This window comes from Achromobacter sp. 18P8.1.1, from assembly GCF_057799415.1.
Window position 1 is genome coordinate 15,822 of record NZ_JBYOKH010000059.1, and the last position, 25,339, is coordinate 41,160.

The 25,339-nt window shown below is 64.6% G+C and carries 28 protein-coding genes; 9 read left to right on the plus strand and 19 right to left on the minus strand.

Going from position 1 to position 25,339, the window contains the following annotated elements:
* Positions 1-78: 78 nt before the first annotated feature.
* From AC27VE_RS26715 to msrB, 4 genes are all read right to left on the minus strand, one after another.
* On the minus strand, positions 79-855 hold the full coding sequence (locus tag AC27VE_RS26715; RefSeq protein ID WP_088587955.1) for a peptidylprolyl isomerase: 777 nt from the start codon (positions 853-855) through the stop codon (positions 79-81).
* A gap of 17 nt (positions 856-872) precedes the next feature.
* Entirely contained in the window at positions 873-1,142 is a 270-nt protein-coding gene (locus AC27VE_RS26720) for a BolA family protein (protein ID WP_006223779.1), read from the minus strand.
* Positions 1,143-1,212: 70 nt separating this feature from the next.
* Entirely contained in the window at positions 1,213-1,788 is a 576-nt protein-coding gene (locus AC27VE_RS26725) for a septation protein A (RefSeq protein ID WP_006223780.1), read from the minus strand.
* Positions 1,789-2,187, minus strand: a complete 399-nt coding sequence (gene msrB, locus AC27VE_RS26730) for a peptide-methionine (R)-S-oxide reductase MsrB (protein WP_006223781.1) — start codon at positions 2,185-2,187, stop codon at positions 1,789-1,791. It abuts the gene before it with no gap.
* Positions 2,188-2,239: 52 nt separating this feature from the next.
* Here msrB and AC27VE_RS26735 point away from each other — a divergent pair, with 52 nt between their 5' ends.
* The 7 genes from AC27VE_RS26735 (at position 2,240) to AC27VE_RS26765 (ending at position 9,292) form a co-directional block, all read left to right on the plus strand.
* Complete coding sequence (locus tag AC27VE_RS26735; protein ID WP_088587956.1) at positions 2,240-2,917, plus strand: energy-coupling factor ABC transporter ATP-binding protein; 678 nt, start codon at positions 2,240-2,242, stop codon at positions 2,915-2,917.
* Positions 2,914-3,510 carry an energy-coupling factor transporter transmembrane component T family protein gene (locus AC27VE_RS26740; protein ID WP_488705456.1) on the plus strand — a complete coding sequence of 199 codons (597 nt, stop codon included), beginning with the start codon at positions 2,914-2,916 and terminating at the stop codon, positions 3,508-3,510. The genes AC27VE_RS26735 and AC27VE_RS26740 overlap by 4 nt, the downstream gene beginning before the upstream one ends.
* 39 nt (positions 3,511-3,549) lie before the next feature.
* The gene (locus AC27VE_RS26745; protein WP_488705457.1) at positions 3,550-4,107 is read left to right on the plus strand and encodes a biotin transporter BioY; all 558 of its coding nucleotides are present in this window, start codon (positions 3,550-3,552) and stop codon (positions 4,105-4,107) included.
* A gap of 235 nt (positions 4,108-4,342) precedes the next feature.
* Positions 4,343-5,506: an ABC transporter substrate-binding protein gene (locus AC27VE_RS26750; protein ID WP_315132445.1), complete on the plus strand. Its 1,164-nt coding sequence runs from the start codon at positions 4,343-4,345 to the stop codon at positions 5,504-5,506.
* Positions 5,507-5,652: 146 nt separating this feature from the next.
* On the plus strand, positions 5,653-6,690 hold the full coding sequence (locus AC27VE_RS26755; RefSeq protein WP_006223786.1) for a branched-chain amino acid ABC transporter permease: 1,038 nt from the start codon (positions 5,653-5,655) through the stop codon (positions 6,688-6,690).
* Between the two features lie 5 nt (positions 6,691-6,695).
* On the plus strand, positions 6,696-8,534 hold the full coding sequence (locus AC27VE_RS26760) for a branched-chain amino acid ABC transporter ATP-binding protein/permease (RefSeq protein ID WP_088587960.1): 1,839 nt from the start codon (positions 6,696-6,698) through the stop codon (positions 8,532-8,534).
* A complete protein-coding gene (locus tag AC27VE_RS26765; RefSeq protein ID WP_315132436.1) occupies positions 8,531-9,292 on the plus strand; it encodes an ABC transporter ATP-binding protein in 762 nt (253 codons plus the stop codon). Before AC27VE_RS26760 ends, AC27VE_RS26765 begins: the two co-directional genes overlap by 4 nt.
* A 57-nt stretch (positions 9,293-9,349) precedes the next feature.
* Here AC27VE_RS26765 and AC27VE_RS26770 read toward each other — a convergent pair whose 3' ends face one another.
* The 14 genes from AC27VE_RS26770 to fdxA form a co-directional block, all read right to left on the minus strand.
* Complete coding sequence (locus AC27VE_RS26770) at positions 9,350-9,748, minus strand: ASCH domain-containing protein (protein WP_488705458.1); 399 nt, start codon at positions 9,746-9,748, stop codon at positions 9,350-9,352.
* Complete coding sequence (locus tag AC27VE_RS26775; protein WP_488705459.1) at positions 9,745-11,898, minus strand: phosphocholine-specific phospholipase C; 2,154 nt, start codon at positions 11,896-11,898, stop codon at positions 9,745-9,747. Before AC27VE_RS26775 ends, AC27VE_RS26770 begins: the two co-directional genes overlap by 4 nt.
* 80 nt (positions 11,899-11,978) lie before the next feature.
* Positions 11,979-12,824 carry a branched-chain amino acid aminotransferase gene (locus AC27VE_RS26780; RefSeq protein WP_035212823.1) on the minus strand — a complete coding sequence of 282 codons (846 nt, stop codon included), beginning with the start codon at positions 12,822-12,824 and terminating at the stop codon, positions 11,979-11,981.
* Positions 12,825-12,910: 86 nt separating this feature from the next.
* Positions 12,911-13,933, minus strand: coding sequence for an ABC transporter substrate-binding protein (locus tag AC27VE_RS26785; RefSeq protein WP_427957093.1), 1,023 nt, complete (start codon positions 13,931-13,933; stop codon positions 12,911-12,913).
* A 112-nt stretch (positions 13,934-14,045) separates the two neighbouring features.
* A complete protein-coding gene (locus AC27VE_RS26790) occupies positions 14,046-15,029 on the minus strand; it encodes a branched-chain amino acid ABC transporter permease (protein WP_006223793.1) in 984 nt (327 codons plus the stop codon).
* Complete coding sequence (locus AC27VE_RS26795; protein WP_427957094.1) at positions 15,026-15,913, minus strand: branched-chain amino acid ABC transporter permease; 888 nt, start codon at positions 15,911-15,913, stop codon at positions 15,026-15,028. The genes AC27VE_RS26790 and AC27VE_RS26795 overlap by 4 nt, the downstream gene beginning before the upstream one ends.
* Before the next feature lie 97 nt (positions 15,914-16,010).
* Positions 16,011-17,225: an ABC transporter substrate-binding protein gene (locus tag AC27VE_RS26800; RefSeq protein ID WP_006223795.1), complete on the minus strand. Its 1,215-nt coding sequence runs from the start codon at positions 17,223-17,225 to the stop codon at positions 16,011-16,013.
* A gap of 61 nt (positions 17,226-17,286) precedes the next feature.
* Positions 17,287-17,997, minus strand: coding sequence for an ABC transporter ATP-binding protein (locus AC27VE_RS26805; protein ID WP_006223796.1), 711 nt, complete (start codon positions 17,995-17,997; stop codon positions 17,287-17,289).
* Entirely contained in the window at positions 17,994-18,767 is a 774-nt protein-coding gene (locus AC27VE_RS26810) for an ABC transporter ATP-binding protein (RefSeq protein WP_006223797.1), read from the minus strand. Before AC27VE_RS26810 ends, AC27VE_RS26805 begins: the two co-directional genes overlap by 4 nt.
* Before the next feature lie 353 nt (positions 18,768-19,120).
* Entirely contained in the window at positions 19,121-19,756 is a 636-nt protein-coding gene (gene nth, locus AC27VE_RS26815; protein ID WP_280025643.1) for an endonuclease III, read from the minus strand.
* A complete protein-coding gene (gene rsxB / locus AC27VE_RS26820) occupies positions 19,753-20,397 on the minus strand; it encodes an electron transport complex subunit RsxB (RefSeq protein WP_488705460.1) in 645 nt (214 codons plus the stop codon). The genes nth and rsxB overlap by 4 nt, the downstream gene beginning before the upstream one ends.
* Positions 20,398-20,509: 112 nt before the next feature.
* Complete coding sequence (locus AC27VE_RS26825; RefSeq protein ID WP_280025639.1) at positions 20,510-21,736, minus strand: polyhydroxyalkanoate depolymerase; 1,227 nt, start codon at positions 21,734-21,736, stop codon at positions 20,510-20,512.
* Between the two features lie 212 nt (positions 21,737-21,948).
* Positions 21,949-22,749, minus strand: coding sequence for a ferredoxin--NADP reductase (locus tag AC27VE_RS26830; protein ID WP_088587967.1), 801 nt, complete (start codon positions 22,747-22,749; stop codon positions 21,949-21,951).
* A gap of 49 nt (positions 22,750-22,798) precedes the next feature.
* Positions 22,799-23,122 (minus strand): ferredoxin FdxA, encoded by a 324-nt coding sequence (fdxA, locus tag AC27VE_RS26835; protein WP_488705461.1) that lies wholly within the window; start codon positions 23,120-23,122, stop codon positions 22,799-22,801.
* Between the two features lie 156 nt (positions 23,123-23,278).
* Between fdxA and pncB the strand changes: the two genes are divergently transcribed.
* Positions 23,279-24,454, plus strand: a complete 1,176-nt coding sequence (pncB, locus tag AC27VE_RS26840) for a nicotinate phosphoribosyltransferase (protein ID WP_006223802.1) — start codon at positions 23,279-23,281, stop codon at positions 24,452-24,454.
* A gap of 72 nt (positions 24,455-24,526) precedes the next feature.
* Entirely contained in the window at positions 24,527-24,877 is a 351-nt protein-coding gene (locus AC27VE_RS26845) for a RidA family protein (RefSeq protein ID WP_006223803.1), read from the plus strand.
* An 81-nt stretch (positions 24,878-24,958) separates the two neighbouring features.
* On the opposite strand, the gene AC27VE_RS26850 is transcribed toward AC27VE_RS26845, so the two are convergent.
* Positions 24,959-25,339 (minus strand): flavodoxin family protein (locus AC27VE_RS26850; protein WP_488705462.1); only part of this gene is annotated, 381 nt, incomplete at its 5' end.

The window sequence follows — 25,339 nt, forward strand, 5'->3', positions numbered from 1 at the left end:
AGCTTTTTTTGCTTCAGGGAGGCTGGAGGCAAAAAAACTGCCCGCATCGGCGGGCAGTTTTCTTGTCTGGCGAGAGGCTTACTGAATCTTGGCCTTGTCGCGCAGTTGCTTCTGGTAGTCGGCCAGGGTTTGCTGGCGCAGCATTTCTTCCAGTTGCGGACGCACTTGATCCAGCGGCGGGAATTCCACCGGGCGGGTGTCGTCAACCATGATGATGTGCCAGCCGAACTGGGTTTGCACCGGCTTGTCGACCAGTTGGCCCTTCTTCAGCTGGGTCACGGCTTGCGCGAACGGCTGGACGTAGTTGGTCGGGGGAGCCCAACCCAGATCGCCACCCTTTTCGGCGCTGCCGGGGTCCTTCGAGTTCTTCTTGGCCAGGTCGTCGAACTTGCTCTTGTTGCTCTTGATCTGGGCCAGCAGGTCATTGGCCGTCTTCTCGTCTTCGACGAGGATGTGACGGACCTTGTATTCCATCTTGCCAGCTTGTTCCTTCTTGATCTTGTCGTATTCCGCCGTGACCTTGGCTTCCGACACCGGATTCTTGGCCAGGTAGTCGGCCATCAGGGCGCGCACCAGGATGCCTTGGCGGGCCAGTTCGACTTCGGTCTGAACATCGGCCTGCTTGGCGATACCGCTGGATTCGGCAGCTTGCACGAAGATCTGGCGGTTGATCATTTCTTGCTTGACCTGTTCGCGCAGTTGCGGCGAATCGGTTGCGCCTTGGCTGACCAGCAGCTTGACGAATTGATCCAGGTTCTTTTGCGGAATGGCCTTACCGTTGACGGTTGCCACGTTTTGCGCGAAAGCAGGCACGGCGATGACGCAGGCCGCAGCCAGCATGACGATGCGTTTCATGAATATCCTTTGACTTTCTATTTGGGAGCCTGGGCATCTAGCGCAAGCGCATGAATCGGATAGGGGATCAAATCTTGCAAATGATGATACACCAGCCTATGTCGCGCCACGGCGGAGAGCCCTGCAAAGCAAGACGCAACGATGTGCACGCGATAGTGGCCGGCGCCGTTTTTACTGCCTTCGTGGCCGGCATGCAAATGCGAGTCGTCCAGAATGTCCAAAGTGAGGGGTTCCAGGGCGGCTAGGCGCTCCCGGATCAGGGCGATGCGGTCGGTGGTGTCTGACATGGCGGCAAGGGGTAAGTTCCGGCGCGCCGCCCGGGGGCGGGCGCACCGATAGGAAGGGCCGTCTGGCGGATCAGGGCTTGCCCGGCGGGGTGCCGGAGCCGGCGTTTTCGTCGGTCTGGATGTGTTTGCCCAGCCATACCGATTGGCCAATTACGAAAACGACCATCAGGCCCATCAGGCCGAAGGCCTTGAAGCTGACCCATTGCGATTCGGTGAAATGGCCGGAGAACGCCACATACAGGTTCAGCGCGCCCGCGATCAGGAAGAAGCCGGCCCAGACCAGGTTCAGCTTGTCCCAGGCCGCGTCGGGCAACTGGATCTGCTTTTCCATCAGCCGGCGGATCAGGTTGCGGCCAAATAGCAGGCGGGCGAACAGCAGCGCGCCGCCGAACAGCCAATACAGCACCGTGGGCTTCCATTTGATGAAGACGTCGCTGTGCAGCCAGATCGTGGCGCCGCCGAAGACCAGGATGACCGTCAGGTTGATCCAGTGCATGGCCTCGGTGGGGCGGCCCGTGGCTTTCAGCCAGATGATCTGCAGCACGGCCGCCGCCATCGCGACGCCCGTGGCAATGAAGATGTCCGTGTACCGGTAGGCGATGAAGAACAGGAACAGCGGAAACAGGTCGAACAGAAACTTCTTCATTCAGTCTTCTATGGGTTCAAACGTCATCGACAGGGAGTTGATGCAATAGCGCAGCCCGGTGGGCTCGGGGCCGTCGGGGAAGACGTGGCCCAGGTGCGAATCGCAGACGTTGCACAGCACTTCGGTGCGCACCATCCCGTGGGTGGTGTCGCGCTCTTCGCGAACCAGTTCCGGGTCCAGCGGCTGGAAGTAGCTGGGCCAGCCACAGCCGGCGTCGAATTTGGTGTCGGATGCGAACAGGGCCGTGCCACAGCCCACGCAGCGGTAGATGCCGGGCGTGGTGGTATTCCAGTAACGCCCGGTGAATGCGCGTTCGGTACCCTTTTCCCGGGTGACCACGTATTCTTCGGGGGAAAGCTGTGCGCGCCATTCGGCGTCGGATTTGCGTACTTTTTCCATATGAGCTCTTGGAGTCCCGATGCCCGAAATGGTTCGGGCATAATCCCGCCCCATGTTAATCGAGTTTGACCAGGCGGTAGTGTCCACGCCCCAGGCGGAAGTGTTGCGCGGGGTGAGCCTGACCCTGGCCGAACGCCGCATCGGCATCGTCGGCCCCAACGGCGCCGGCAAGAGCACCCTGGCGCGCCTGGTCAACGGCCTGGTGCTGCCTTCCGCGGGCAGCGTGCGGGTGGATGGGCTGGATACGCGCCGGGACCTGAAGGCCGTGCGCCAGCGGGTCGGCTTCGTGTTCCAGAACCCCGAGAACCAGATTGTCTTTCCCATCGTGCGGGAAGACCTGGCGTTCGGCCTGAAGCGCCTGGAACCCGACAAGGCGCGGCGCGAAAGCCGCATCGAATCCCAATTGGGCGCGCTGGGCGTGGGCCATCTGGCCGACCGCACCAGCCACACGTTGTCGGGCGGCGAGCGCCAGCTTGTGGCCTTGGCGGCCGTCCTGGTGATGGAGCCGGCGCTGATCGTCTTCGACGAGCCCACCACCCAGCTGGACCTGCGCAACCGCAACCGGGTGCGCAACGCCATTGCCGGGCTGCCTCACGACGCCATTGTCGTCAGCCACGATCTGGAACTGCTGGAAGACTTCGACCGCGTGCTGGTCGTGCGCGACGGGGGCATCGCCGCCGACGACACGCCGGGCGCCGCCCTGCGCTGGTACCGGGAGCATTGCGCATGATGGAACCGCTATACGTCGCCGGCCGGTCGCCGTTGCACCGGCTGCCGGCCTGGCTGAAGCTCGCGGCGTTGATCGGAGCCGGGGCAGGGCTGTTCATGCTGCGCGACCCGCGCTGGCTGGCTTTGGCATTTGCCGCGGCGGCAGCGCTGGTCGGATCCACGGGCGTCGCTGCGGCCGCCGTCTTGCGCCAGGTGCGGGGGCTGCTCTGGGTGCTGCTGGCTGTCGCGCTGTTCACCGGATGGTTTCAAGGCTGGGTCGAGGCGCTGGCCGTGGTGTTGCGCATCGGGGCGATGGTGGGGCTGGCGCTGGCGGTCACGCTGGCCACCCGCACCTCGGACCTGATCGCCGTCTGCGAACGCGCGCTGATGCCGTTTGAACGCATCGGCCTCGCGGATGCCGGCAAGGTCGCACTGGCCTTGGCGCTGGCCTTGCGCTTCGTCCCCGAGATCTGGCGCAATTTCCAGGAGATCCGCGAAGCGCAAGCCGCCCGCGGGCTTGGCGCCCACCCGGTCGCCTTGATCGTGCCGCTGATCGTGCTGACGTTGAAGCGCGCCCAGGAAGTCGCCGAAGCCATCGACGCGCGCAGCCCCTGAGGGCGGCGCGCACAGCCTTGATTCCTTAGAGGGGAAACCATGAAATCCAATAACACCGTGCTGATCGCGCTGTTCGCGGCGCTGATCGTCGTCTTGAGCCTGATGCCGCCGATTCCACTGCCCGGCATTCCGGTGCCCATCACCTTGCAGACGCTGGGCGCCATGCTGGCCGGCGCGATGCTGGGGCCGCTGCGCGGCGCGCTGGCCTGCCTGCTGTATCTGGCGCTGGCGGCGATCGGCCTGCCGGTGCTGCCGGGCGGCCGGGGCGGTCTGGGCGCCTTCTTCGGCCCCACCGGCGGGTTTCTGGTCGGGATGGTAGCGGGCGCCTTCGTGACGGGCTGGCTGGCGCGCCGTCTGGCGGGCCGCGCCACGAGCTCCTGGACGGTGTTGGCGGGTTATGTGGCCGCATGCGTCGTGGGCGGCATCGCGGTGGTGTATGCCTTTGGCGTGCCGTGGCTGGCGTCGGTGACCAAGATGGGGCTGCCCAAGGCGGCGACGGCGGTGGCGGTGTTCCTGCCGGGCGATCTGGTCAAGGCCGTGGTGGCGGCGTGGGTGGCCTCGCGTGTTGAACGCGTCTGGCCGATGCTGGGACGCTAGGCTGGCGGCACAGGGAATCCCCCAACTGACGCGCCGAAAGTTTTTCTAGTACAAGTTCGCCATTAACGAATGCGTTTGCTAAAACAAGGTTTCCGTAGCACATCAGGGATTTACCGTAGTTGTGGGAAGTCATCTGATACTGTTTTAACCATATAATATTTTTTTCTGTATAACTTTAACTAGGCTCGCTTCGCCTCAATCGAGGCACATAAGAGCCACCACAGGAGACAAAAATATGCGCAAGCACTTCGGCTTGTCCGCGGCGGCTGCCGCTTTCGCCCTGACTCTGCCGCTCCTGGCGAGCGCACAGGTCAAGGTGGGCGTGACGGTATCCAGCACCGGCCCCGCCGCGTCGCTGGGGATCCCCGAGCGCAACACCGTGGCATTGCTGCCCAAGGAAGTGGCCGGCCAGAAGATCGAATGGATCGTCCTGGACGACGCCACCGACACGACGCAAGCCGTCAAGAACTCGCGCAAGTTGGCCTCCGACGACAAGGTCGACGTGCTGATCGGCACGTCCGTGACGCCGGGCTCGCTCGCCATGGTGGACGTGGCCGCCGAAGCCAAGGTGCCGATGATCAGCGTGGCCGCCAGCGCCAAGATCGTCGAGCCGGTGGACGAGAAGCGCCGCTGGGTCTTCAAGACCCCGCAGAACGATGCGCTGATGGCCGGCGCCCTGGCTGACGCCATGGCCAAGTCCAAGGTCAAGACGCTGGGCTTCATCGGCTTTGCCGACGCCTACGGCGACGGCTGGCTGGACGTGATGCAAAAGGCCGCCAAGGCCAAGGGCATCGAGATCGTCGCCATTGAAAAATACAGCCGCACCGACACCAGCGTGACGGGCCAGGTCCTGAAGCTGGTCGGCGCAAAGCCCGACGCCATCCTGATCGCCGGCGCCGGCACCCCGTCGGCCCTGCCGCAGAAAGAACTGAAGGCCCGCAACTACGGCGGCACCATCTATCAGACCCACGGCGCCGCCAACAACGACGTGCTGCGCGTCTGCGGCAAGGACTGCGACGGCATGCTCCTGCCGGCCGGCCCGCTGCTGGTGGCGGCCCAGTTGCCTGATTCCAACCCGGTCAAGAAGTCGGCCCTGGCCTACGTCGAGACCTACGAGAAGGCCAACGGCGCCGGCTCGACCAACACGTTCGGCGGCCACATGTGGGATGCCGGCCAACTGGTCGTGGCGGCATTGCCGGTGGCGTTGAAGTCGGGCGCCAAGCCTGGCACGCCGGAATTCCGCGTCGCCATGCGCGACGCGCTGGAAGGCGTGAAGGATCTGGCCGCCTCGCAAGGCGTGTTCAACATGTCGCCCACCGACCACGCCGGCTTTGACGAGCGTTCGCGCGTCATCGTCAAGGTCGAAGGCGGCAAGTGGGTCTATCAGCCCGGCCTGTAATTCCCCAGGATTGCCCGATCCACGGGTGCGCGACGTAAGGCAGGCGCCAGTCGCTGGCGCTTGTCTTGCGGCACCCGAGCAATGCTTCGCACCGGCCTTTCCGGCCGGTGTGTCGTATCAGCAAGAAATCACAAGGTAGTTGTTCGATGGATTCCTCAATTGCGCTGATCCTGCTGCAAGACGGTGTCGTCAACGGCGCTATCTATGCCCTGTTGGGCATGGCTCTGGTGCTGGTTTTCGCCGTTACGCGCGTCATTTTCATTCCCCAGGGCGAGTTCGTGGCGTTTGGCGCCTTGACGCTCGCCATGCTGGTGGACGGCAAGGTGCCCGGCACCGCCTATCTGCTGCCGCTGCTGGGCGCCGTCTGCCTGGCGCTTGAACTGCTGCGCGCCGTGCGCACCCGCAGCTTCGCCGGCCTGCCCAAATCGCTGGTCACCTGTGTCGTCCTGCCGCTGGCGCTGTTCTGGGTGACCAAGAGCTATACCGGACCGGACAACTCGCTGTGGCTGAACATGCTGCTGACGCTGTTGCTGGTGATCCCGATGGGCCCGATGGTTTACCGCATCGTCTACCAGCCGTTGGCCGAAGCCACCGTGCTGGTGTTGCTGATCGTCTCCGTGGCCGTGCACTTTGCCTTGATGGGCCTGGCACTGGTGTTTTTTGGCGCCGAAGGCTGGCGCACGCCGGCGTTCGTCAGCGGCCAGGTGGATCTGGGCTTCATGGTCTGGTCCGCGCAAAGCCTGTTCGTGGTGGCGACCTGCGCGCTGCTGATCGTGGCCCTGTGGCTGTTCTTCGGCAAGACGCTGTATGGCCGCGCGTTGCGCGCCACCGCCGTCAACCGCCGCGGCGCGCGGCTGGTCGGCATCAGCACCACCATGTCCGGCAGCCTGACGTTCACGCTGGCGGTGGGTATCGGCGCCATGTCCGGCATGCTGATCGCGCCCATCACCACCGTCTACTACGACACGGGCTTCCTGATCGGCTTGAAGGGCTTCGTGGGCGCCATCATCGGCGGCCTGGCCAGCTACCCCATCGCCGCGGCGGGTTCGCTGCTGGTCGGCGTGCTGGAGTCGTTCTCGTCCTTCTGGGCCAGCGCCTATAAGGAAGTGATTGTCTTTACCCTGATTATCCCGGTTCTGGTGTGGCGTTCGTTCAGCACCCATCACGTGGACGAAGAGGAATAAACGTCATGAACCGCATTTTGCTTGCCGTATTCATCGTCGTCCTGGCGGGCCTGCCGTTGGTGCCGGTCACGCCCGAATTCTGGGTGACGCAACTCAATTACATCGGCCTGGCGAGCCTGGTCGTGCTGGGGCTGGTGCTCTTGACCGGCGTGGGCGGCCTGACGTCCTTCGGCCAGGCGGCGTTCGTTGGCCTGGGTGCTTACACCACCGCCTTCCTGACCACGCAGTACGACGTATCGCCCTGGCTGGCGTTGCCCGTCGGCCTGGTCATCACCGCCGTCGTGGCGTATCTGCTGGGCGCGATCACGTTGCGCCTGTCGGGCCACTATCTGCCGTTGGGCACCATCGCCTGGGGCCTGTCGCTGTATTTCCTGTTCGGCAATATCGATTGGCTGGGCAAGCACGACGGCATCGCCGGCATCGAACCCCTCAGCGTTTTCGGCATTTCGCTGGCCAGCGGCCGGCACATCTATTACCTGATCTGGGTGTTCGTGCTGCTGGCGCTGTGGGCCACGCGGAATCTGCTGAACTCGCGTCCGGGCCGCGCCATCCGCGCGCTGAAAAGCGGCGCAGGCATGGCCGAATCCATGGGCGTGAACACGGCCGCGTACAAGGTCGTGATCTTCGTCTGGGCGGCACTGCTGGCCTGCATTTCGGGCTGGCTCTACGCGCACATGCAGCGCGCCGTCAGCCCCAGCCCCTTCGGCCTGAACTACGGCATTGAATACCTGTTCATGGCGGTGGTGGGCGGTGCGGGTTACGTCTGGGGCGCCTTGCTCGGTTCCAGCGTCATCCTGGTGCTGAAGGACCAGTTGCAGAACCTGCTGCCCAAGCTGCTGGATACCAACGCCAACTTCGAAATGATCGTTTTCGGCGTGCTGCTGATTCTGATGCTGCAATACGCCCGCAACGGCCTGTGGCCGATCCTGGCGGGCTGGTGGGGCAGCGTTACCGGGGCCGACGGTTCGCGTCGCAATCTGGCGCCGCCGGCGCCCGCGCCCGCCTTGCCGACGCGCGAGCGTCCGCAAGCGGGGCAGGTCGTGCTGGAAGTGGACGCCATCCGCAAGGAATTCGGTGGTCTGGTCGCGGTCAACGACATCACCTTCAAGGTCAGTTCGGGCGAAATCATGGGCCTGATCGGCCCCAACGGCGCCGGCAAGAGCACGACCTTCAACCTGATCAGCGGCGTACTGCCGGTGACGCGCGGCAAGGTCACGTTCATGGGCCAGCGCATCGACAACCGCTCGGCGCGCGAAATCGCCAAGCTGGGCGTCGGCCGCACCTTCCAGCACGTGCAACTGCTGCCCGGCATGACCGTGCTGGAAAACGTGGCGCTGGGCGCGCACTTGCGCTCCGACGTCGGCGTGCTGGCGGGCGCCTTGCATTCGGACCGCGCCCGCGAGGCGCAGTTGCTGCACGAGGCTGCCGAGCAGATCAAGCGGGTGGGCCTGGGCGAGTACCTGTACGAGCAGGCGGGCAACCTGGCACTGGGCCAGCAACGCATCCTGGAAATCGCGCGCGCCCTGGCGTCCGATCCTGTGCTGTTGCTGCTGGACGAACCCGCCGCCGGCCTGCGCTACAAGGAAAAGCAGGACTTGGCGCGCGTGCTGGAACAACTGCGCGCGGAAGGCATGAGCATTCTGCTCGTCGAACACGATATGGATTTTGTGATGCGCCTGACCAACCACCTCGTGGTGATGGATTTCGGCACCAAGCTGGCCGAAGGCGTGCCGGCCGATGTGCAAAAGAACCCGGCGGTGCTGGAAGCCTATCTGGGCGGCATCGACGACGACCTGCCCGAAGCGGATCAGGCCAAGCCCGTGTCGGCCGGAGGTGTGCAATGAGCGCCACGCAAACCCCCGTCCTGGAAGTCAGCAACCTGTCGGCCCGCTACGGCAAGGTGGGTGCGCTGGTGGGCGCCTCCCTGACCGTGCCCGCCGGCAGTATTGTGACCGTGATCGGCGCCAACGGCGCCGGCAAATCCACCATGCTGAACGCCATGATGGGTTCTTTGCCGCAGACCGGCCATTCCGCCGGCACCGTGCAGTACGCCGGTACCGACGTGTCGACCTGGCAGGTGGAGCGCCGCGTGGCGGCCGGCATGTCGCTGGTGCCCGAACGCCGCGAACTGTTCGGCACCATGTCCGTGGAAGACAACCTGCTGTTGGGAGGCTTTCGCCGCTATCGGGCGCGCGAGGCCGGCTGGCGCGACACGTTGAACGAAGTGTTTGACCTGTTTCCGCGGCTGCGTGAACGCCGCGCCCAACAGGCCGGCACCTTGTCCGGCGGCGAACGCCAGATGCTGGCTGTCGGCCGTGCGCTGATGGCCAAGCCCACGCTGCTGATGCTGGACGAACCCAGCCTGGGCCTGGCGCCGCGCATCGTGCGCGAGATCTTCCACATCATCGCGCGCCTGCGCGAAACCGGCGTGGCGATCCTGCTGGTCGAGCAGAACGCCCGCGCGGCCCTGCAAGTGGCCGACTACGGCTACGTGCTGGAAACCGGCGAAGTGATCCTGCACGGCCCGGCGCGCGAACTGGCCGGCGATCCGAAGGTCATCGAAAGCTACCTTGGCCTGGGCAAGGGCGCGGAAAAAGACTGAGCGGGCACCCCAAGCCGATCCCGAAAAAGCCGGACACCGACAGGTGCCCGGCTTTTTTTATCTGTCGAACACCTCGACCACGCGGAAGCGTTCGCAGACCAGCATCATGTCCGGCGCATAGCCACCGTTGCGCTCGAAGTAGCCGATGTGCGCGTCGCGCCAGGCATCGTACGGGCCTTCGCCCTCGGCCAGCGCGAAGGCTTCGTCCACCTGGTCAAAGCGCTGGATCAGCACATGGGTGGTCTCGATGACGCAAGCGGGCCGGCCCTTGCCGTCCAGCACCACGTCGCGCCGCCCGGCCGCGGGCACGGGCTCCTTGTCGTTGAAGTGATGCAGAGCGCCGCAGGTCGCCGTCTTGGTGCCGGCCAGCACCAGCGCCAGCAGTTCGTCGGCCAGCTCGGGCGAGTCGCCGAACTGGAATGTCACGGCGTTTTCGTAGGGGGCCGGGGGTTTCACGCTTGGGGTGTCCATTGCAGGTTCAGCTCCTGGCCCATTTCTGGGTCGGACGTGGAAGGGGCGCCGGTTTCAATGCGTCCGGCCAGCCGGCGCGTACAGGCGAGGTCGTCGGGGACATGCACGGTGACGTCATACCAGCCGCCTGTTCGGGTCATGTCCCACGACAGTTCGACGGATTCGCCGGGCGCCAATGCGGCGCCGGTTTGTGGCGGGTGGCGGTAGGCATTGGCCTCGACACGGAACGTGCGCGGTTCGGGGCCGGGGTTCTGCACCGTCAGCCGCAGGGACGCGCCGGGTCCGGCGTAGGTGGCGGTGACTTCCAAGGGCGGCACCGCCCCGGCTACCGCGCGCCCCGTGCAATGGCGATGGAACCCGTTCGGCCCCAGCACCCACAGGTCGTAGCGGCCGTCATCGCCGGCCGTCAGCCATTCACCTTCCAGCCGCTTGCCGGCTTCCACGGTGTAGCGGCGCGGGCCGCGGTCCAGATGCAGCCGGTCGTAGACATGCAGCACCGCGGCGGCCGCGCCGACGTTCTCGAATTGCAGCGTGACGCGGTCGCCGTCCACCCGCGCGTGGGTATGCAGCGCATAAGGCAGTGCGCGAGAGGGACGCGTGCCGGATTGCTGGCGAGCCAGCGTCGGTTGCGCGGGAGCAGGGGGCGTCACGGTGCCGGGCAGCGCGGAGGCTTGCGCAGCCCGCTCGGCCGTGGCGGGAAAGTCGCGCAGCAGGTCGGCGCCATCCGGGTTGGCAAAATCGAAGATCGACGTCAGGTCGCCGCAGACGGCGCGGCGCCAGGGCGAGATATTCGGCTCGGCCACGCCGAAGCGCTGCTCGACGAAACGCAGCACCGACGTGTGGTCGAACACTTGCGAATTGACCCAGCCGCCCTTGGTCCACGGCGAGAGCACGTACATGGGCACACGCGGCCCCAGCCCGTAGACGCCGTGCAGATGCGCCGGCGTGTCGTCCTTTTCCACCCCGGTGATGAGCTCGTGGTATTCGCCGCGGGTGTCCACGGTGGACGCGCCGGCCAGTGCGCCCGTGGCGTCGCGCGAAGGAGGTGCGGGCGGCGGCATGTGATCGAAGAAGCCGTCGTTCTCATCGAACATCAGCAGCAGGACGGTCTTGCTCCAGACCTCGGGATTGGCGGTCAGCGCATCCAGGACGCGGGCCGTATAGTCCGCGCCTTGCGCGGGGCTGGACGGGCTGGGGTGTTCGGATCCCGCCTTGGTGGCGCAGATCCACGACACCTGCGGCAGCGTGCCGTCCAGCACGTCCTGGCGCAACCGGTCCAGGCTACGGGTCGTCAGCGCCTTTTCCTTCAGCGCGGCAAGCGATCCCGGCACCCCGTGGTAGGCATCGCGATAGGCCTTGAACCCGGCCGTGGGATTCAGCGAGTAGTTGTCCGCCATATCCTGGTAGATGCGCCAGCTGACGCCGGCGGCTTCCAGCCGTTCCGGATAGGTGGTCCACGTGTATGCGCGGGCGGGGTCTCCGCCCTTGAGCTTGTTGTAGACGTTGCCCAGCGCCGGGCCATTGCCGCGTCCGGCGCCATCGTTCGTGCCGCTCCACACGAACAGCCGGTTCGTATTGGTGCCGCCGGTGAATGAGCAGTGGTAGGCGTCACAGACGGTGAAGGCGCGCGCCATGGCGTACTGGAAAGGCATGTCGGCCTCGGTGTAGTACGCCATCGAATGGTTCTTCTTGGCCGCGGGCCAGCGGCCCATGCGGCCGGCTTCCCAGGCATCCTGGGCGTTGGACCAGGTGTGCGGCGTGCTGGCGATGCGCAAGGTCTCGAAGGCTTCACGCGTGTCCAGGTGATAGGGCAGTACGGTGCGCGGGGCGCCTTCGTCGGGCTTGTCGTTGTATTGCGCCCAGACGGTGCGATGGCGGGCCTCGGGACTGTCCGGCACCGGGATGGGAAAGCGGTCGCCAAAGCCGCGCACACCCGCCAACCCGCCGAAATAATGGTCGAACGAGCGGTTCTCCTGCATGAAGATCACGATGTGTTCGACATCGCGGATCGTGCCGGTGCGGTGGTTGGCGGGAATCGCCAGCGCGCGGCGGATGGAGGCCGGCAGCAGCGCCAGCGCACTGCCGGCGCCTGCCAGGGTTGCGCTGTTGCGCAGAAAGTCGCGTCGTGTCTGCATCGTCGGGCATCGCTTGAATACGACACTGCCCGCGAAAGGGCGGGCAGCGTCGAGGGTGTGCGAGAGGGGGCGGCGCCGGTTCAGCGGCTGCCGGTGCTTTCCGCGTAGTCCATGTACAGCTTGTGCGCGCGGCGGGCCAGCGGGCCGTATTCCAGCGCACGGCCTTCCACGCGGTTCACGTGCACCACCTTGCCGTAGTTGCCGGACGAGAAGACTTCGTCGGCCTCTTCGACGTCGGCGCGGGTCAGGCTGCGTTCCTGCACTTCGACGCCGTCTGCCTTCAGCAAGGCCAGGACGCGGCGGCGCGTGATGCCGTTCAGGAACGTGCCGTTGTCCACAGGCGTGGACACCACGCCGTTCTTGGCCAGCCACAGGTTGCTGGTGGCGAATTCGGCGATGTTGCCCGCGCCGTCCAGCATGATGGCGTTGTCGAATCCCTTTTCCGCGGCTTCGCGGATGGCGCGCTGGCCGTTGGGGTACAGGCACGACGCCTTGGCGTCGGTGGGCGCCATATTGGGCCAGGAACGCGCAAAGCTGGAGAAGCAGGCCGAGAAACCTTGCTCGCCGGGCATCGGCACCTTGAACACGTGCAGCACGAATTGGGTCTTGTCGGCATCCGGCAGCAGGAAGCCGTCGGCGCAGTAGAACATCGGCTTGATGTAGAGCTCGGTGCCCGCCGGGAACTTGGCCACGGCTTCCAGGCACAGCTTCTGGATCGCTTCCCAACCGATTTGCGGCTTCATCAGCATCTTTTCAGCCGAGCGCACGACGCGCTGGCAGTGCAGGTCCAGGTCGGGCGTCAGGCCGCGGAACGCGCGCGCGCCGTCAAAGACCATGCTGGCCATCCAGAAGGCGTGGTCGGCGGGGCCGAGCAGTTTGGGGTTCTCGGTGGTCCAGTGACCGTCGTGCCAGTACAGGGCATCCATGTTCATCTTCCTTTGCTTGAATCGGGTAGGCGCTTCTTCGGCGCCGAAACGCCAGGATACATGAGGCGGCGGCTGCGCTCGGTCCGTCACTCGCGCGCAAGCGCTGCCTGGACGCGATCGGCGGCTTCCGCCGGCATCCATTGCCGCCAGACGGGGCCGTACTGCTTCAGGAAATAGCGCGCCGCATCCTCGGGTTCCTTGCCCTCGTTCTCCAGCCAGCCCAGGGTGGCGTTGATGGCGTCGTCGGGTACGGTCAGCTTGCCCAGGAACTCGGCGATCCGGGGCGCTTCCTTGGCGAACGCCGCGTTCACGCCCGTGACAACGGGGTTGGGCTTGAACTCGGTGGCGACCGGATCGGCGCACTTGGGATCGGTCATGCAGGTGTAGGCCGCCTGGTCGAAGGCGGGCAGCTCCAGCTTCACCAGGTCCAGCGCGCCCACCAGCGACGTAGGAGTCCAGTAGTAGAAGACGATGTCGCGCTTGCGCTTGTAGGCCGACACGATGGCCGCCTTCTGCGCCGCGCCCGAGCCGGGCGCGAACAGCGAGTAGTCCTTGTCCAGTTTCAGGGCGCGCAGCAAGTTGTCGTTCAGGGTGCCGCAGGCCCAGCCGGCGGGGCAGCCGTAAATGCGGCCGCGGCCCGGGTCTTCGGGGTCAGTGAACACGTTCTTGAAGCGTGCCAGATCGGACGCGGCCTTCAGCTCCGGGTGGCGTTCGACGGTGTAGCGGGGCACATACCAGCCTTCGCCGGCGTCATATACGTGACCCACGCCCAGGACCTTGCCGCTGGCCAGCGCCTTTTTCCAGGCGCCCTCGATCTGGCCGGGCCACACTTCGGGCGTCACGTCGACGTCGCCACGTTGCAGCGCCGCCAGCATGGGCAGCGTTTCGCCGATTTCGACCGTGGTCTTGCAGCCGTAGCCGTGTTCCAGCACATAGCGTTCAATGCCGGCCAGCACCAGGTTGGACTCCCAGTTCAGGCCGCTGAAGCGGATGGGCCGGTTGACTTCGCAGGTGGGGGCGGGCGACGCCGCTTGGGCGGCCGGGGCCAGGAGGGCCGCAGCCAGCGCCAGGGCGCCGATGACGGGGGCGAGCGGATGCGGGTTGCGCATGGTCAGGCACCTGTGTGATGGGGTGCGTTTTATTGTACGGGTGCTTGGCCGCAGGCCAAACGCAAACGGGGCCGCATGGTGCGGCCCCGTTCGGGTGGCAAGCGCGTGCCGGTCAGGCGCGGGCGGCGCGCCGGCGTTCGATGAAGGCGCCGAATTCGCCCACGATGCCGCGGCGGAAGGCCAGCACGCAGATCACGAAGATCAGGCCGATCACGATGGTGACGGATTCACCCAGGCGCAGGAACCAGTCCACGCCGGTCAGGTTGGCCATCATCTGGCCGAAATCGCCCACCTTGTTCTCCAGCAGCACCACGATGAAGGCGCCCAGGATCGGGCCCGTCAAGGTACCGAGCCCGCCGATCAGCGTCATCAGGATGACCAGCCCCGACATCTGCCAGGTGGCGTCCGACAGGGTGGCCGACACGAACACCAGCGTCTTGGTGGCGCCCGCCAGGCCGGCCAGCGCGGCCGACAGCACGAAGGCCAGCAGCTTGAAGCGGTCGACGTCGTAGCCCAGCGAGATGGCGCGCGGCTCGTTTTCGCGCAGCGCCTGCAGCACTTGCCCGAAGGGCGAGTTCACCGTGCGCCAGATGATGAAGTAGCCGATGATGAAGATGGCCATCACCAGGTAGTACAGGTTGATGTCCTTGGACAGGTCGACCAGCCCCAGCAAGGTGCCGCGCGGCACGCTTTGCAGACCGTCTTCGCCGCCGGTGAACTTGGCCTGCAGGAAGAAGAAGAACACCATCTGCGCCAATGCCAGGGTGATCATGGCGAAGTAGATGCCGCTGCGCCGGATGGCGATGGCGCCCATTGCCAGGCCCAGCAGCGCCGCCACGCCTACGCCGAACAGCAGGCCGATTTCGGTGGGGAAGCCCCAGACCTTCATCGCATGGCCGGCGGCATACGCCGCGCTGCCCAGGAAGGCGGCATGCCCGAAGGACAGCAACCCGGTAAAGCCCAGCAGCAGGTTGAACGCGCAGGCGAAAAGCGCGTAGCACATGATCTTCATGGCGAAGATCGGATACACCCCGAGAAAGGGTAGAGCGGCCACCACGACGGCCAGGACCGCATAGCCCAGGAGTTGACGATTCATTTTTCTTTTCCGAACAGCCCGGCCGGGCGGATCAACAGAACGATGGCCATGATGATGAACACCACGGTGCTGGAGGCTTCGGGCCAGAACACCTTGGTCAGTCCTTCAATCACGCCCAGGCCCAGACCGGTCACGATGGCGCCCATGATGGACCCCATGCCCCCGATCACGACCACGGCGAACACGACGATGATGAGGTTGGACCCCATCAGCGGGGAAATCTGCAGGACGGGCGCAGCCAGCACGCCGGCAAAGCCCGCCAGCGCCACGCCGAAGCCGTAGGTCAGCGTGATCATGCGGGGCACGTTCACGCCGAACGCCTCGACCAGGCGCGGGTTTTCGGTGCCGGCACGCAGCAGGGCGCCCAGGCGGGTGCGTTCGATCACGAACCAGGTGGCCAGGCACACGACCACCGACGCCCCTACGACCCAGCCGCGATAGTTCGGCAGGATCATGAAGCCCAGATTGGTCGCGCCGCGCAAGGCCTCCGGCGTGGGATAGGGTTGGCCCGACACGCCGTAGAAGCTGCGGAACAGCCCCTCGATCAGCAGCGTCAGCCCGAAAGTCAGCAGCAGGCCGTACAGGTGATCGAGTTTGTACAGGTGCTTGAGCAGCAATTTCTCGATCAGGATGCCGAATAGCCCGACGACCAACGGCGCCAGGATCAGCATGACCCAGTAGTTCAACCCCAGGTACGACAGCCCCATCCAGGCGACGAACGCGCCCAGCATGTAAAGCGCGCCGTGCGCGAAGTTGATGACGTTCAGCAGCCCGAAGATAACGGCCAGCCCGAGCGACAACATGGCATAGAAGGAACCGTTGACCAGGCCCAGTAATAGCTGGCCGAACAAGGCCTGTATAGGGATGCCGAAAAGGTCAGTCATCTTGTGAAAATCCTGCGCGTACGGATGGAAGCGAGCAAATGCAAGGTGCGGCGGCGGCTTGCGCCTGGCCGCACCTCGGGGTCACATAAGCCGGTGATTACTTCTTGACCAGCTTGCAGGTGGACTCGGACAACTTGGTGTAGACCTCGTCGCCCGGCAGCGTCGCCACGACCTTGTAGTAGTCCCACGGAGCCTTGGATTCGGCCGGGGTCTTGACCTGCATCAGGTACATGTCGTGGATCATGCGGCCGTCTTCGCGCACGTAGCCGCCCTGGGCGAAGAAGTCGTTGATCTTGTTGGACTTCATCCACTTCATGACGGCATCGCCGTCGTCCGTGCCGGTGGCCTTGACCGCGTTCAGATAGAAGGTGAGGGCGGAATAGTCGCCGGCCTGCAGCATGGACGGCTTGCGGCCGACCTTGGCTTCGAACTTCTTGGACCAGGCGCGCGAAGCGTCGGATTGGTCCCAGTACCAGCCGTCGGTCAAGTACATGCCCTGCGTGGCCTGCAGGCCCAGCGCGTGCACGTCGTTTATGAAGACCAGCAGGCCCGCCATCTTCATGGTCTTGGTCACGCCGAATTCATTGGCGGCTTTGATCGCGTTGATGGTGTCGCCGCCCGCGTTGGCCAGACCCAGGATCTGCGCCTTGGAGGCTTGCGCTTGCAGCAGGAAGGACGAGAAGTCCGAGGCGCCCAGCGGCGCCCGCACCTGGCCTCTCACATCACCGCCGGCGGCCTTGACGACCGCCATGGTGTCACGCTCCAGCGCATGGCCGAAGGCGTAGTCGGCGGTCAGGAAGAACCAGCTCTTGCCGCCATCCTTCACGACGGCGGAACCGGTGCCGCGCGCCAGGGCCACGGTGTCGTACGCATAGTGCACGGTGTAGGGGGAGCATTGCGCGTTGGTCAGGTCCGAAGCGCCCGCGCCGATGGCCATGAAGGGCTTCTTCTTGGCTGCGGCCACGCCGGCCATGGCCAGGCTGGTCGACGAGTTCGTGCCGGCGATAATGACGTCGACCTTCTGTTCGTCGAACCATTCGCGCACGCGGGCCGACGCGACGTCGGCCTTGTTCTGGTGGTCGGCCGAGACGACTTCAATCTTCTTGCCGTTGATCGAGCCGCCGGCGTCTTCGATCGCCATGCGGATCGCGTCCAGACCAGCCTTGCCGTCGATGTCGGAATACACACCCGACATGTCGGTGATGAAGCCGATGCGGATGACATCGTCGGAGATACCTTGCGCATGGGCGGTCGCCCCTGCAAATCCCAGGCCCGCCATGGCCAGTGCAGCAGTGATAGTGTGCAGCTTCATGGGATGACTCCTCTTCCCTACGGTGTAGTGTTGCCGGGGTTCCGGCGGATGACAGGTTGTTTTAGACGCCCAGCAATTCGTTGAGCGTGTCCTGTTTTTCTGAAAGTTCTGCCGCTTCGAAATGCTCGACGATCTGGCCGTGCTCCATGACATAGAAGCGATCGGCCAGGGGAGCCGCGAAGCGGAAGTTCTGCTCCACCATGACGATGGTGTAGCCGCGCTGCTTGAGCGTCGTGATCATGCGGGCCAGCGCCTGCACGATGACCGGCGCCAGGCCTTCGGAGATTTCGTCCAGCAGCAGCAGGTTGGCGCCGGTGCGCAGGATGCGCGCCACCGCCAGCATTTGCTGTTCGCCGCCCGACAAGCGGGTGCCGGGCGAATTCCGGCGCTCTTGCAGGTTGGGGAACATGTCGTAGATCTCGGCCAGCGACATGCCGCCGCCCAGCGAGCCCACGACAGGGGGCAGCAGCAGGTTTTCTTCGCAAGACAGGCTGGCGAAGATGCCGCGTTCTTCAGGGCAATAGCCCACGCCCAGATGGGCGATCTTGTAGGTGGGCAGGTCGATGGCTTCGGTGCCGTGGATGCGCACCGAACCCTTGCGCGATCCGGTCAGGCCCAGAATGGCCCGCAGCGTCGTGGTGCGGCCGGCGCCGTTGCGGCCCAGCAGCGTGACGACTTCGCCTTGCCCCACGCGCATATCCACGCCGTGCAGGATGTGCGATTCCCCGTACCAGGCTTGCAAGCCCGAGATTTCCAGTGCCGGGGTGCTCATGCGTGCGCTCCTTGAAGTTCGCCGTCGGTGGTGCCCATGTAGGCTTGCATCACGGCCGGGTGGCGCGAGACTTCGGCGTACGTGCCCTCGGCCAGCACCGAGCCGCGCGCCAGCACGGTGATGGTGTTGGCAATGGAGGACACGACGTTCATGTTGTGTTCGACCATCAGGATGGTGCGCCCGGCGCTCACGCGCTTGATCAGCTGCGTGACGCGGTCCACGTCTTCGTGGCCCATGCCCTGGGTGGGCTCGTCCAGCAGCATCAGTTCGGGTTCCATCGCCAGGGTCGTCGCGATTTCCAGCGCGCGCTTGCGGCCATACGGCAGGTTCACCGTGGTCTCGTTCGCGAAGGCGCCCAGGTCCACCTGTTCCAGCAGCGCGCGGGCAGGCTCGTTCAGCGCCGCCAGGCGTTTGTCGCTTTGCCAGAAATGGAACGACAGGCCGGTCTTGCGCTGCAAGCCGATCCGCACGTTTTCAAGCACGGTCAGGTGGGGAAACACCGCCGAAATCTGGAACGAGCGGATAACGCCGCGCCGCGCGATCTGCGCGGGGCGATCGCCGGTGATGTCGATGCCGTTGAACTTGATCGTTCCCGACGTGGGAGATAAGAACTTGGTAAGCAGGTTGAAGCAAGTCGTCTTGCCCGCGCCGTTAGGCCCGATCAAGGCATGAATCTCGCCCCGCTTGATACGCAAATCGACCCCATTGACCGCGACGAATCCGCGGAACTCCTTGGTGAGGCCTTTTGTCTCCAGGATTGTGTCATCCATGTCCGCTGCACCGGCGTTGATTTTTATGGTCTCAACCCGCCGTGATTTCGGCAGGCCCCCCGCGGGGTCGTGAAATACAACGATTGTTCGTTGTTTTCCGATGAGTTGCCGGCGAGTATGCGGACCTCTTTATCAAAATTCCATGAGGGTTTTACATAGGTTTTGCAGTGCGGCATGTTGAATTGTCAACAGGCCGACAATACTTGGCGCACAAGGCGGGAAAACCCTTTTCTTATCCAATGCGTTGCAGCAAATAGGCGTTGATTCTTATCAACGCCTTATGCAAATTTCAGCGAGGGAAAACCCGGTTTTTCACGCGATGAAATGATTCCGCAATAATCGGAACGACCCATTTACGCAGGCGTTTTCTGCTTGAATTCGCACAGGTCGGAAATGCCGCATTGCGGGCATTTGGGTTTGCGCGCCACGCAGACGTAGCGGCCCTGCAGGATCAGCCAGTGATGGGCGTCCTGCATGTATTCACGCGGCACGAACTTCACCAGTTTGTCTTCGACTTCCAGGACGTTCTTGCCGGGCGCAATGCCGGTGCGGTTGGACACACGGAAGATGTGCGTGTCCACGGCCATGGTCGGTTGGCCGAACGCGGTGTTCAGCACCACGTTGGCCGTCTTGCGGCCCACGCCGGGCAGCGACTCCAGCGCTTCGCGGGTCTGCGGCACTTCGCCGCCATGGTGCTCGATCAGGATCCGACAGGTGGCGATCGTGTTCTTGGCCTTGGTGCGGTACAGGCCGATCGTCTTGATGTAGTCGGACAGGCCTTCTTCGCCCAGGTCCAGCAGGGCCTGGGGCGTGCCGTACTGCGGGAAGAACTTGCGCGTGGCGATGTTGACCGACTTGTCGGTCGCCTGCGCCGACAGCAGCACTGCGATCAGCAATTGGAACGGGGTGTCGTATTCCAGTTCGGTGGTGGGGTGGGGGTTGGCCGCCTGCAGGCGGGCGAAGATCTCACGGCGTTTGGCTGCGTTCATGACTGCGTCGGATTGCGGCGGGCCCGGGCGCGGGCCAGCGCGGATTCAATGGCGGAGCGCTTGCGGTCTTCGCTTTGCGCGTCAGTGGCGGCGGCCTGAACGGGAGACGCCTGAGCGGGAGCTTCCGGCGCCATCAGGCGCGCGTTGTCGGCCGCCAGGCGTTCGGTGCGCGCCAGGTGGCTGCGATGGCGCTGCCGGCTGACAGCGGCGTCCTGCGCGCTCCAGGCGCGTCCGGCGGGGACCATCTGGATGCAATCCACCGGACAGGGCGCCACGCACAGGTCGCAACCCGTGCACCAGTCGGCCAGCACCGTGTGCATATGCTTGTTCGCGCCCACGATGGCGTCGACCGGACAGGCCTGGATACACAGCGTACAGCCGATGCAATGGGATTCGTCGATGCGCGCGACCAGCAGCGGGCCGGGTTCGCCGCGTTCCAGGTCCAACGGCAGGACGGGGGTCTGCAGCAGGGCGGCCAGCGCGGTGATGCCTTCGTCACCGCCCGGCGGGCAGCGGTTGATCGGGGCTGCGCCCTCGGCAATGGCGTCGGCATAGGGCCGGCAGCCGTCATAGCCGCACTTGGTGCATTGCGTCTGGGGCAGCAAGGCGTCGATGCGGTCGGCAAGTGAGCGACAGGACATGTAAGGCCAATAAAAGAAAAAGGGGCCACTCGGGCCCCGTGGAATACGGATCTGGCTTGAGGGCGCGCGGGCCGGGCCCGCGCGTCACCTGCCGGACGGCGTTACGCCGTCGTCAAGCCGATTGCCGGATGAATTCGGCAATTTTAGGACAGATCATTTCGCGCCATCGGCGGCCCGAGAAAATCCCGTAATGGCCGCAGTTGGGGGCGGTGTAGTGCATCTTGCGCTCGGCCGGGATGTTCTTGCACAGCTTGATCGCTGCGCGCGTCTGTCCCTGGCCCGAAATATCGTCCAGCTCGCCTTCGATGGTGAAGAGGGCGACCTGCTTGATATCGGCCGGGCGCACGGTCTGGCCGTCCACTTCCCAGGTGCCGCTGGGCAGCGCGAAGTCCTGGAACACCATGCGGATCGTATCCAGGTAGAACTCGGCCGGCATGTCCAGCACGGCGTTGTATTCGTCGTAGAAGCGGCGATGCGCTTCGGCGTCGCTGTCGTCGCCGCGCAGCAAGTCCAGGTAGAACTCGTAGTGCGACTTCATGTGGCGGTCGGGATTCATGGCCATGAACCCGGCATGCTGCAGGAAGCCCGGGTAGACCTTGCGGCCGGCGCCCGGATAACGGGGCGGGACCGGGTGGATCACCTGGCTTTCAAACCACGAATAAGGCTTGGTCGTGGCCAGGCGGTTCACCTGCGTGGGCGACTGGCGCGGATCGATGGGGCCACCCATCATCACCATGCTGCGCGGCTGGCAGGGATCGTTGGCGGTCGCCATCAGCGACACGGCGGCCAGCACCGGCACGGTGGGCTGGCAGACCGAGATTACGTGCACGTCCGGGCCCAGGTGCCGGATGAAATCCTGCACATAGCGCACGTAGTCGTTCAAGTGGAACGGGCCCGCCGACAGCGGCACCATGCGGGCGTCGACCCAGTCCGTGACGTAGACGTCATGGTTGGGCAGGAGGGCGCGCACGGTATCGCGCAGCAGCGTGGCGTGGTGGCCGGACAGCGGGGCAACCAGCAGCACCTTCGGGTCGTCGCGGCCGGCGGCGCGCACGTCGCGGTGGAAGTGCACCAGGCGGCAGAAGGGCTTATCCAGCGCCAGGGTTTCGGTGACGCGAACGGACTTGCCGTTGATCTGAGTCTCGGGAAGATTCCAGGCGGGCTTCTGATATTCCTTGCCGATCCGCGTCATCAACTCGTACCCGGCCGCCATCTGGCGGGAAATCGGGGTGTAGGCGAGGGGACTGTAGGGGCTGGAGAACAGCTGGGAACCGGCATCCGTGAATGCAGCGAACGGAGTCAGGAAGGCGCGCTGCATTTCGTGCAATTGGTACAGCATTTGGGGGAAGTCCTTCTGGGTCGTGCGTGTGCCCCGATTATTGCGCCGAGGACTAAAGATATATCCAATCAGCCTGAAGAAACTGCCGCAAAGACCGGGATTCTGTTGCTAAAAAGAGACCCGTCATCCCATTAAGCACCAGTTTAGGGCGTTTTCCTGCCCCGGCCAGAGCCCAAACGGAGGATTTATGCACTAAGCCGGGTCGTGCGGAATCACCAGTAATTCTCAACCGCCAGGTTGCCGGGGATGCCCCGGCGGCCCGGCTTGAAGCCGCGTTCACCCAGCAGCTTGCGGGCATCCGCCAGCATCTCGGGGTTGCCGCAAAGCATGATCTTGGCGTGTTCGGGGTCCAGCGGCTGCCCGGCCAGCCGTTCCAGCTGGCCATCGGCGATCAGCGTGGTAAGACGCGCCTGGGGCATACCCGGCAGGGCTTCGCGGGTCGCGATGGGCAGGTAGACGAGCTTTTGCGGGTCGGCCGCGAACAGCTCGGCCAGCTCGGGCCGTGTGCCCCAGGACTCGATCTCTTCGCGGTAGGCCAGCTCCGCCGCGGTGCGCACGCCATGCACCAGGATGATGCGGCGGTAGGCGCGCCAGGTGGCGGGGTCGCGCAGGATGGACAGGTAGGCGGACAGCCCGGTGCCGGAGGCCAGCAGCCAGAGGTCGCCGCCCGGGGCGAAGCGTTCCAGCGTCAAGAAGCCGTAGGGCGTTTTTTCCACGTACAGCGCGTCGCCCGGCTGCAGCTGCGCCATGCGCGGGCTGAACAGGCCGTCGGGGACCACGATGGAATAGAACTCCAACCCGGACTCGTGCGGGGCCGACACCATGGAATAGGCGCGCCACAGGGTGGGCGGGCCGTCTGGGTCGTCCGCCCCGGGTAAACCGACCCGGGCGAACTGGCCCGGCAGGAACGTATACGCATCGTCGCGCGTCACGCGCACCGAGAACAGCTTGTCGGGCACCCAGGTATGGATCTGGGTTACGGTCTGGCGCGTGTATTTGGAGTCGTCGGTCATCGGGGCATCGCACGATGCCGGCCGCCATGCGGCAGCCGGCCGTCGCGGATTATTTTTCCAGGTATTGCAGCTTGTCCTGCTTGCCGTTCCAGTCGTCGGCGTCCGGCAGGGGCTTCTTGGCGCGGCTGATGCTGGCGAACTCGGGAGAGAGTTCGGCGTTCAGCGCGATGAAATTCAGTTGGTCTTCCGGCACGTCTTCTTCGGCGTAGATCGCATTGGCCGGGCATTCCGGGATGCAGACGGCGCAGTCGATGCATTCGTCCGGATCGATCACGAGGAAGTTCGGACCCTCACGAAAACAGTCCACCGGGCACACATCAACGCAATCGGTGTACTTGCACTTAATACAGTTTTCGGTGACAACGTGGGTCATTCAGGAACTCCGGGATCGGCGGCTTTTGTGTCTTGTTGCCCGGATTTTACCCAATGCGGGCGGGATGTGCCGGTAATACCCGTATTGACATCGTGGCCCATCGCCCTGAACCCCCTGTCCTCTATGCTATGGTGTCGCGAAACGATACGCGCAATCATGATAATCACTTCGCTGCTCGACACCGATCTGTACAAATTCAGCATGATGCAAGTGGTGCTGCATCAATTCCCCGCTGCACAGGTCGAGTACCGTTACAAGTGCCGCACCGTGGGCGCCGACTTGCGCCCCTATCTGGATGAAATCCGCGAAGAAGTGCACCAATTGTGCCAGTTGCGCTTCACGCAGGACGAACTGGATTACCTGGGCGGCTTGCGTTTCATCAAGAGCGACTTCGTTGATTTCCTTGGGCTGTTCCACATGCCCGAGCGCTGCATCCACATCAGCGAAGGCGACGCGCCCGGCGAGATCTCGATCGAGGTCAAGGGCCCGTGGCTGCACACGATCCTGTTCGAGATCCCGGTGCTGGCCATCGTCAACGAGGTCTACTTCCGCAACACGCGCAAGAATCCCGACTGGGAAGAAGGCCGCCAGCGCTTGCAGTCCAAGATGCACCTGGTGCTGGACGACCCCGCGCTGGCCGATTTCCGCGTGGCCGAATACGGCACGCGCCGCCGCTTCTCGAAAGTCTGGCACCAGGAAGTCGTGTCCACCATGAAGGCGCAGATGGGGCCGCACTTTGCCGGCACCAGCAACGTGCTGCTGGCCAAGCAGCACGAAGTGCTGCCGCTGGGCACGATGGGCCATGAATACCTGCAGGCCTGCCAGGCCCTCGGCCCGCGCCTGCGCGATTCCCAGGTGTACGCGCTGGAAGTCTGGGCCAAGGAATACCGCGGCGACCTGGGCATCGCGCTGTCCGACGTCTACGGCATGGATGCCTTCCTGCGCGACTTCGATATGTATTTCTGCAAGCTTTTCGACGGCGCGCGCCACGACTCCGGCGACCCCTTCGTCTGGGGCGAGCGTCTGCTGGAACACTACCGGAAGAATCGCGTGGACCCCCGCGCCAAGACCCTGGTGTTCTCGGATTCGCTGACGTTCCCGCGCGCGATCGAACTGGCCCGCCAGTTTGCCGGGCGTTGCAAGGTGTCGTTCGGCATCGGCACCAACCTGACCAACGACCTCGGCCATGAACCGCTGCAGATCGTCATGAAGATGGTCCGCTGCAACGGCCAGCCCGTGGCCAAGGTGTCCGACGCGCCTGAAAAGACCATGTGCGACGATCCCGCCTACCTGGCATATCTGCGCCAGGTGTTCCAGCTGCCCCCCGCCTGAGGGCGGCTCGGGGTAAATTGCTGGTTTCCTTGTATTGATCCACCCACTCAACTCGACTCTAGGGGAATATTCATGAGCAGCATCAAGCGCTTCCACGTCGCCAAGCGCCTGTCGGACATGGCCGTGTACAACGGCGTCGCGTACCTGGCAGGCCAGGTGCCTGACGATGCCAAGCTGGACATCACCGGCCAGACCGAGCAAGTGCTGGCGACGATCGATCGCCTGCTGGCCGAAGCCGGCACCGACAAGACCAAGATCCTGATGGCCCAGATCTATGTGGCCAACATGAAGGAATTCGACGGCATGAACAAGGCATGGGACGCATGGGTCGCCGACGGTAATTCGCCTCCGCGCGCCACGGTCGAAGCCCGCCTGGCCAACCCGGACTTCAAGGTCGAAATCGTCGTGACGGCCGCCGTCTAAGCGATATCCGCCTGCAAGCAAAAAGCCCTTCGGCATGCCGAAGGGCTTTTTCTTTTTGGCACGGCGACCGCGCGTAACCCATCATCCCCCCATCAGCACCATTCCCGCCAGCAATCCCCCCAATTCCTCGCACCTGGCCAGGTCTTCCTCGCGCACCGTCTTCTCTGCCCAGATCTGTTCGGCCGTCTGCGCACCCATGTTGACGATCAGCGCCGGCGCCACAGCCTTCAGCCGCCAGCCGGTGCAAATCCGTTCAACTTGCCGTGCGGCGCCTGAGCCGTCGCTGCCCGCGCTGATCGCGCAGCCGTAGGGCAGGCCCTGGATCCGGTCGAGCACGGCGTAGTAGTTGCGGTCGAAGCATTCCTTCATTTCGCCGCTCAGGCTGGCCAGGTTCTCCGGCGCGCAAAACAGGTAGCCCTGGCTTGCCAGCAGGATGTCGGCGTCGACCTCCGAGGCGCGCCG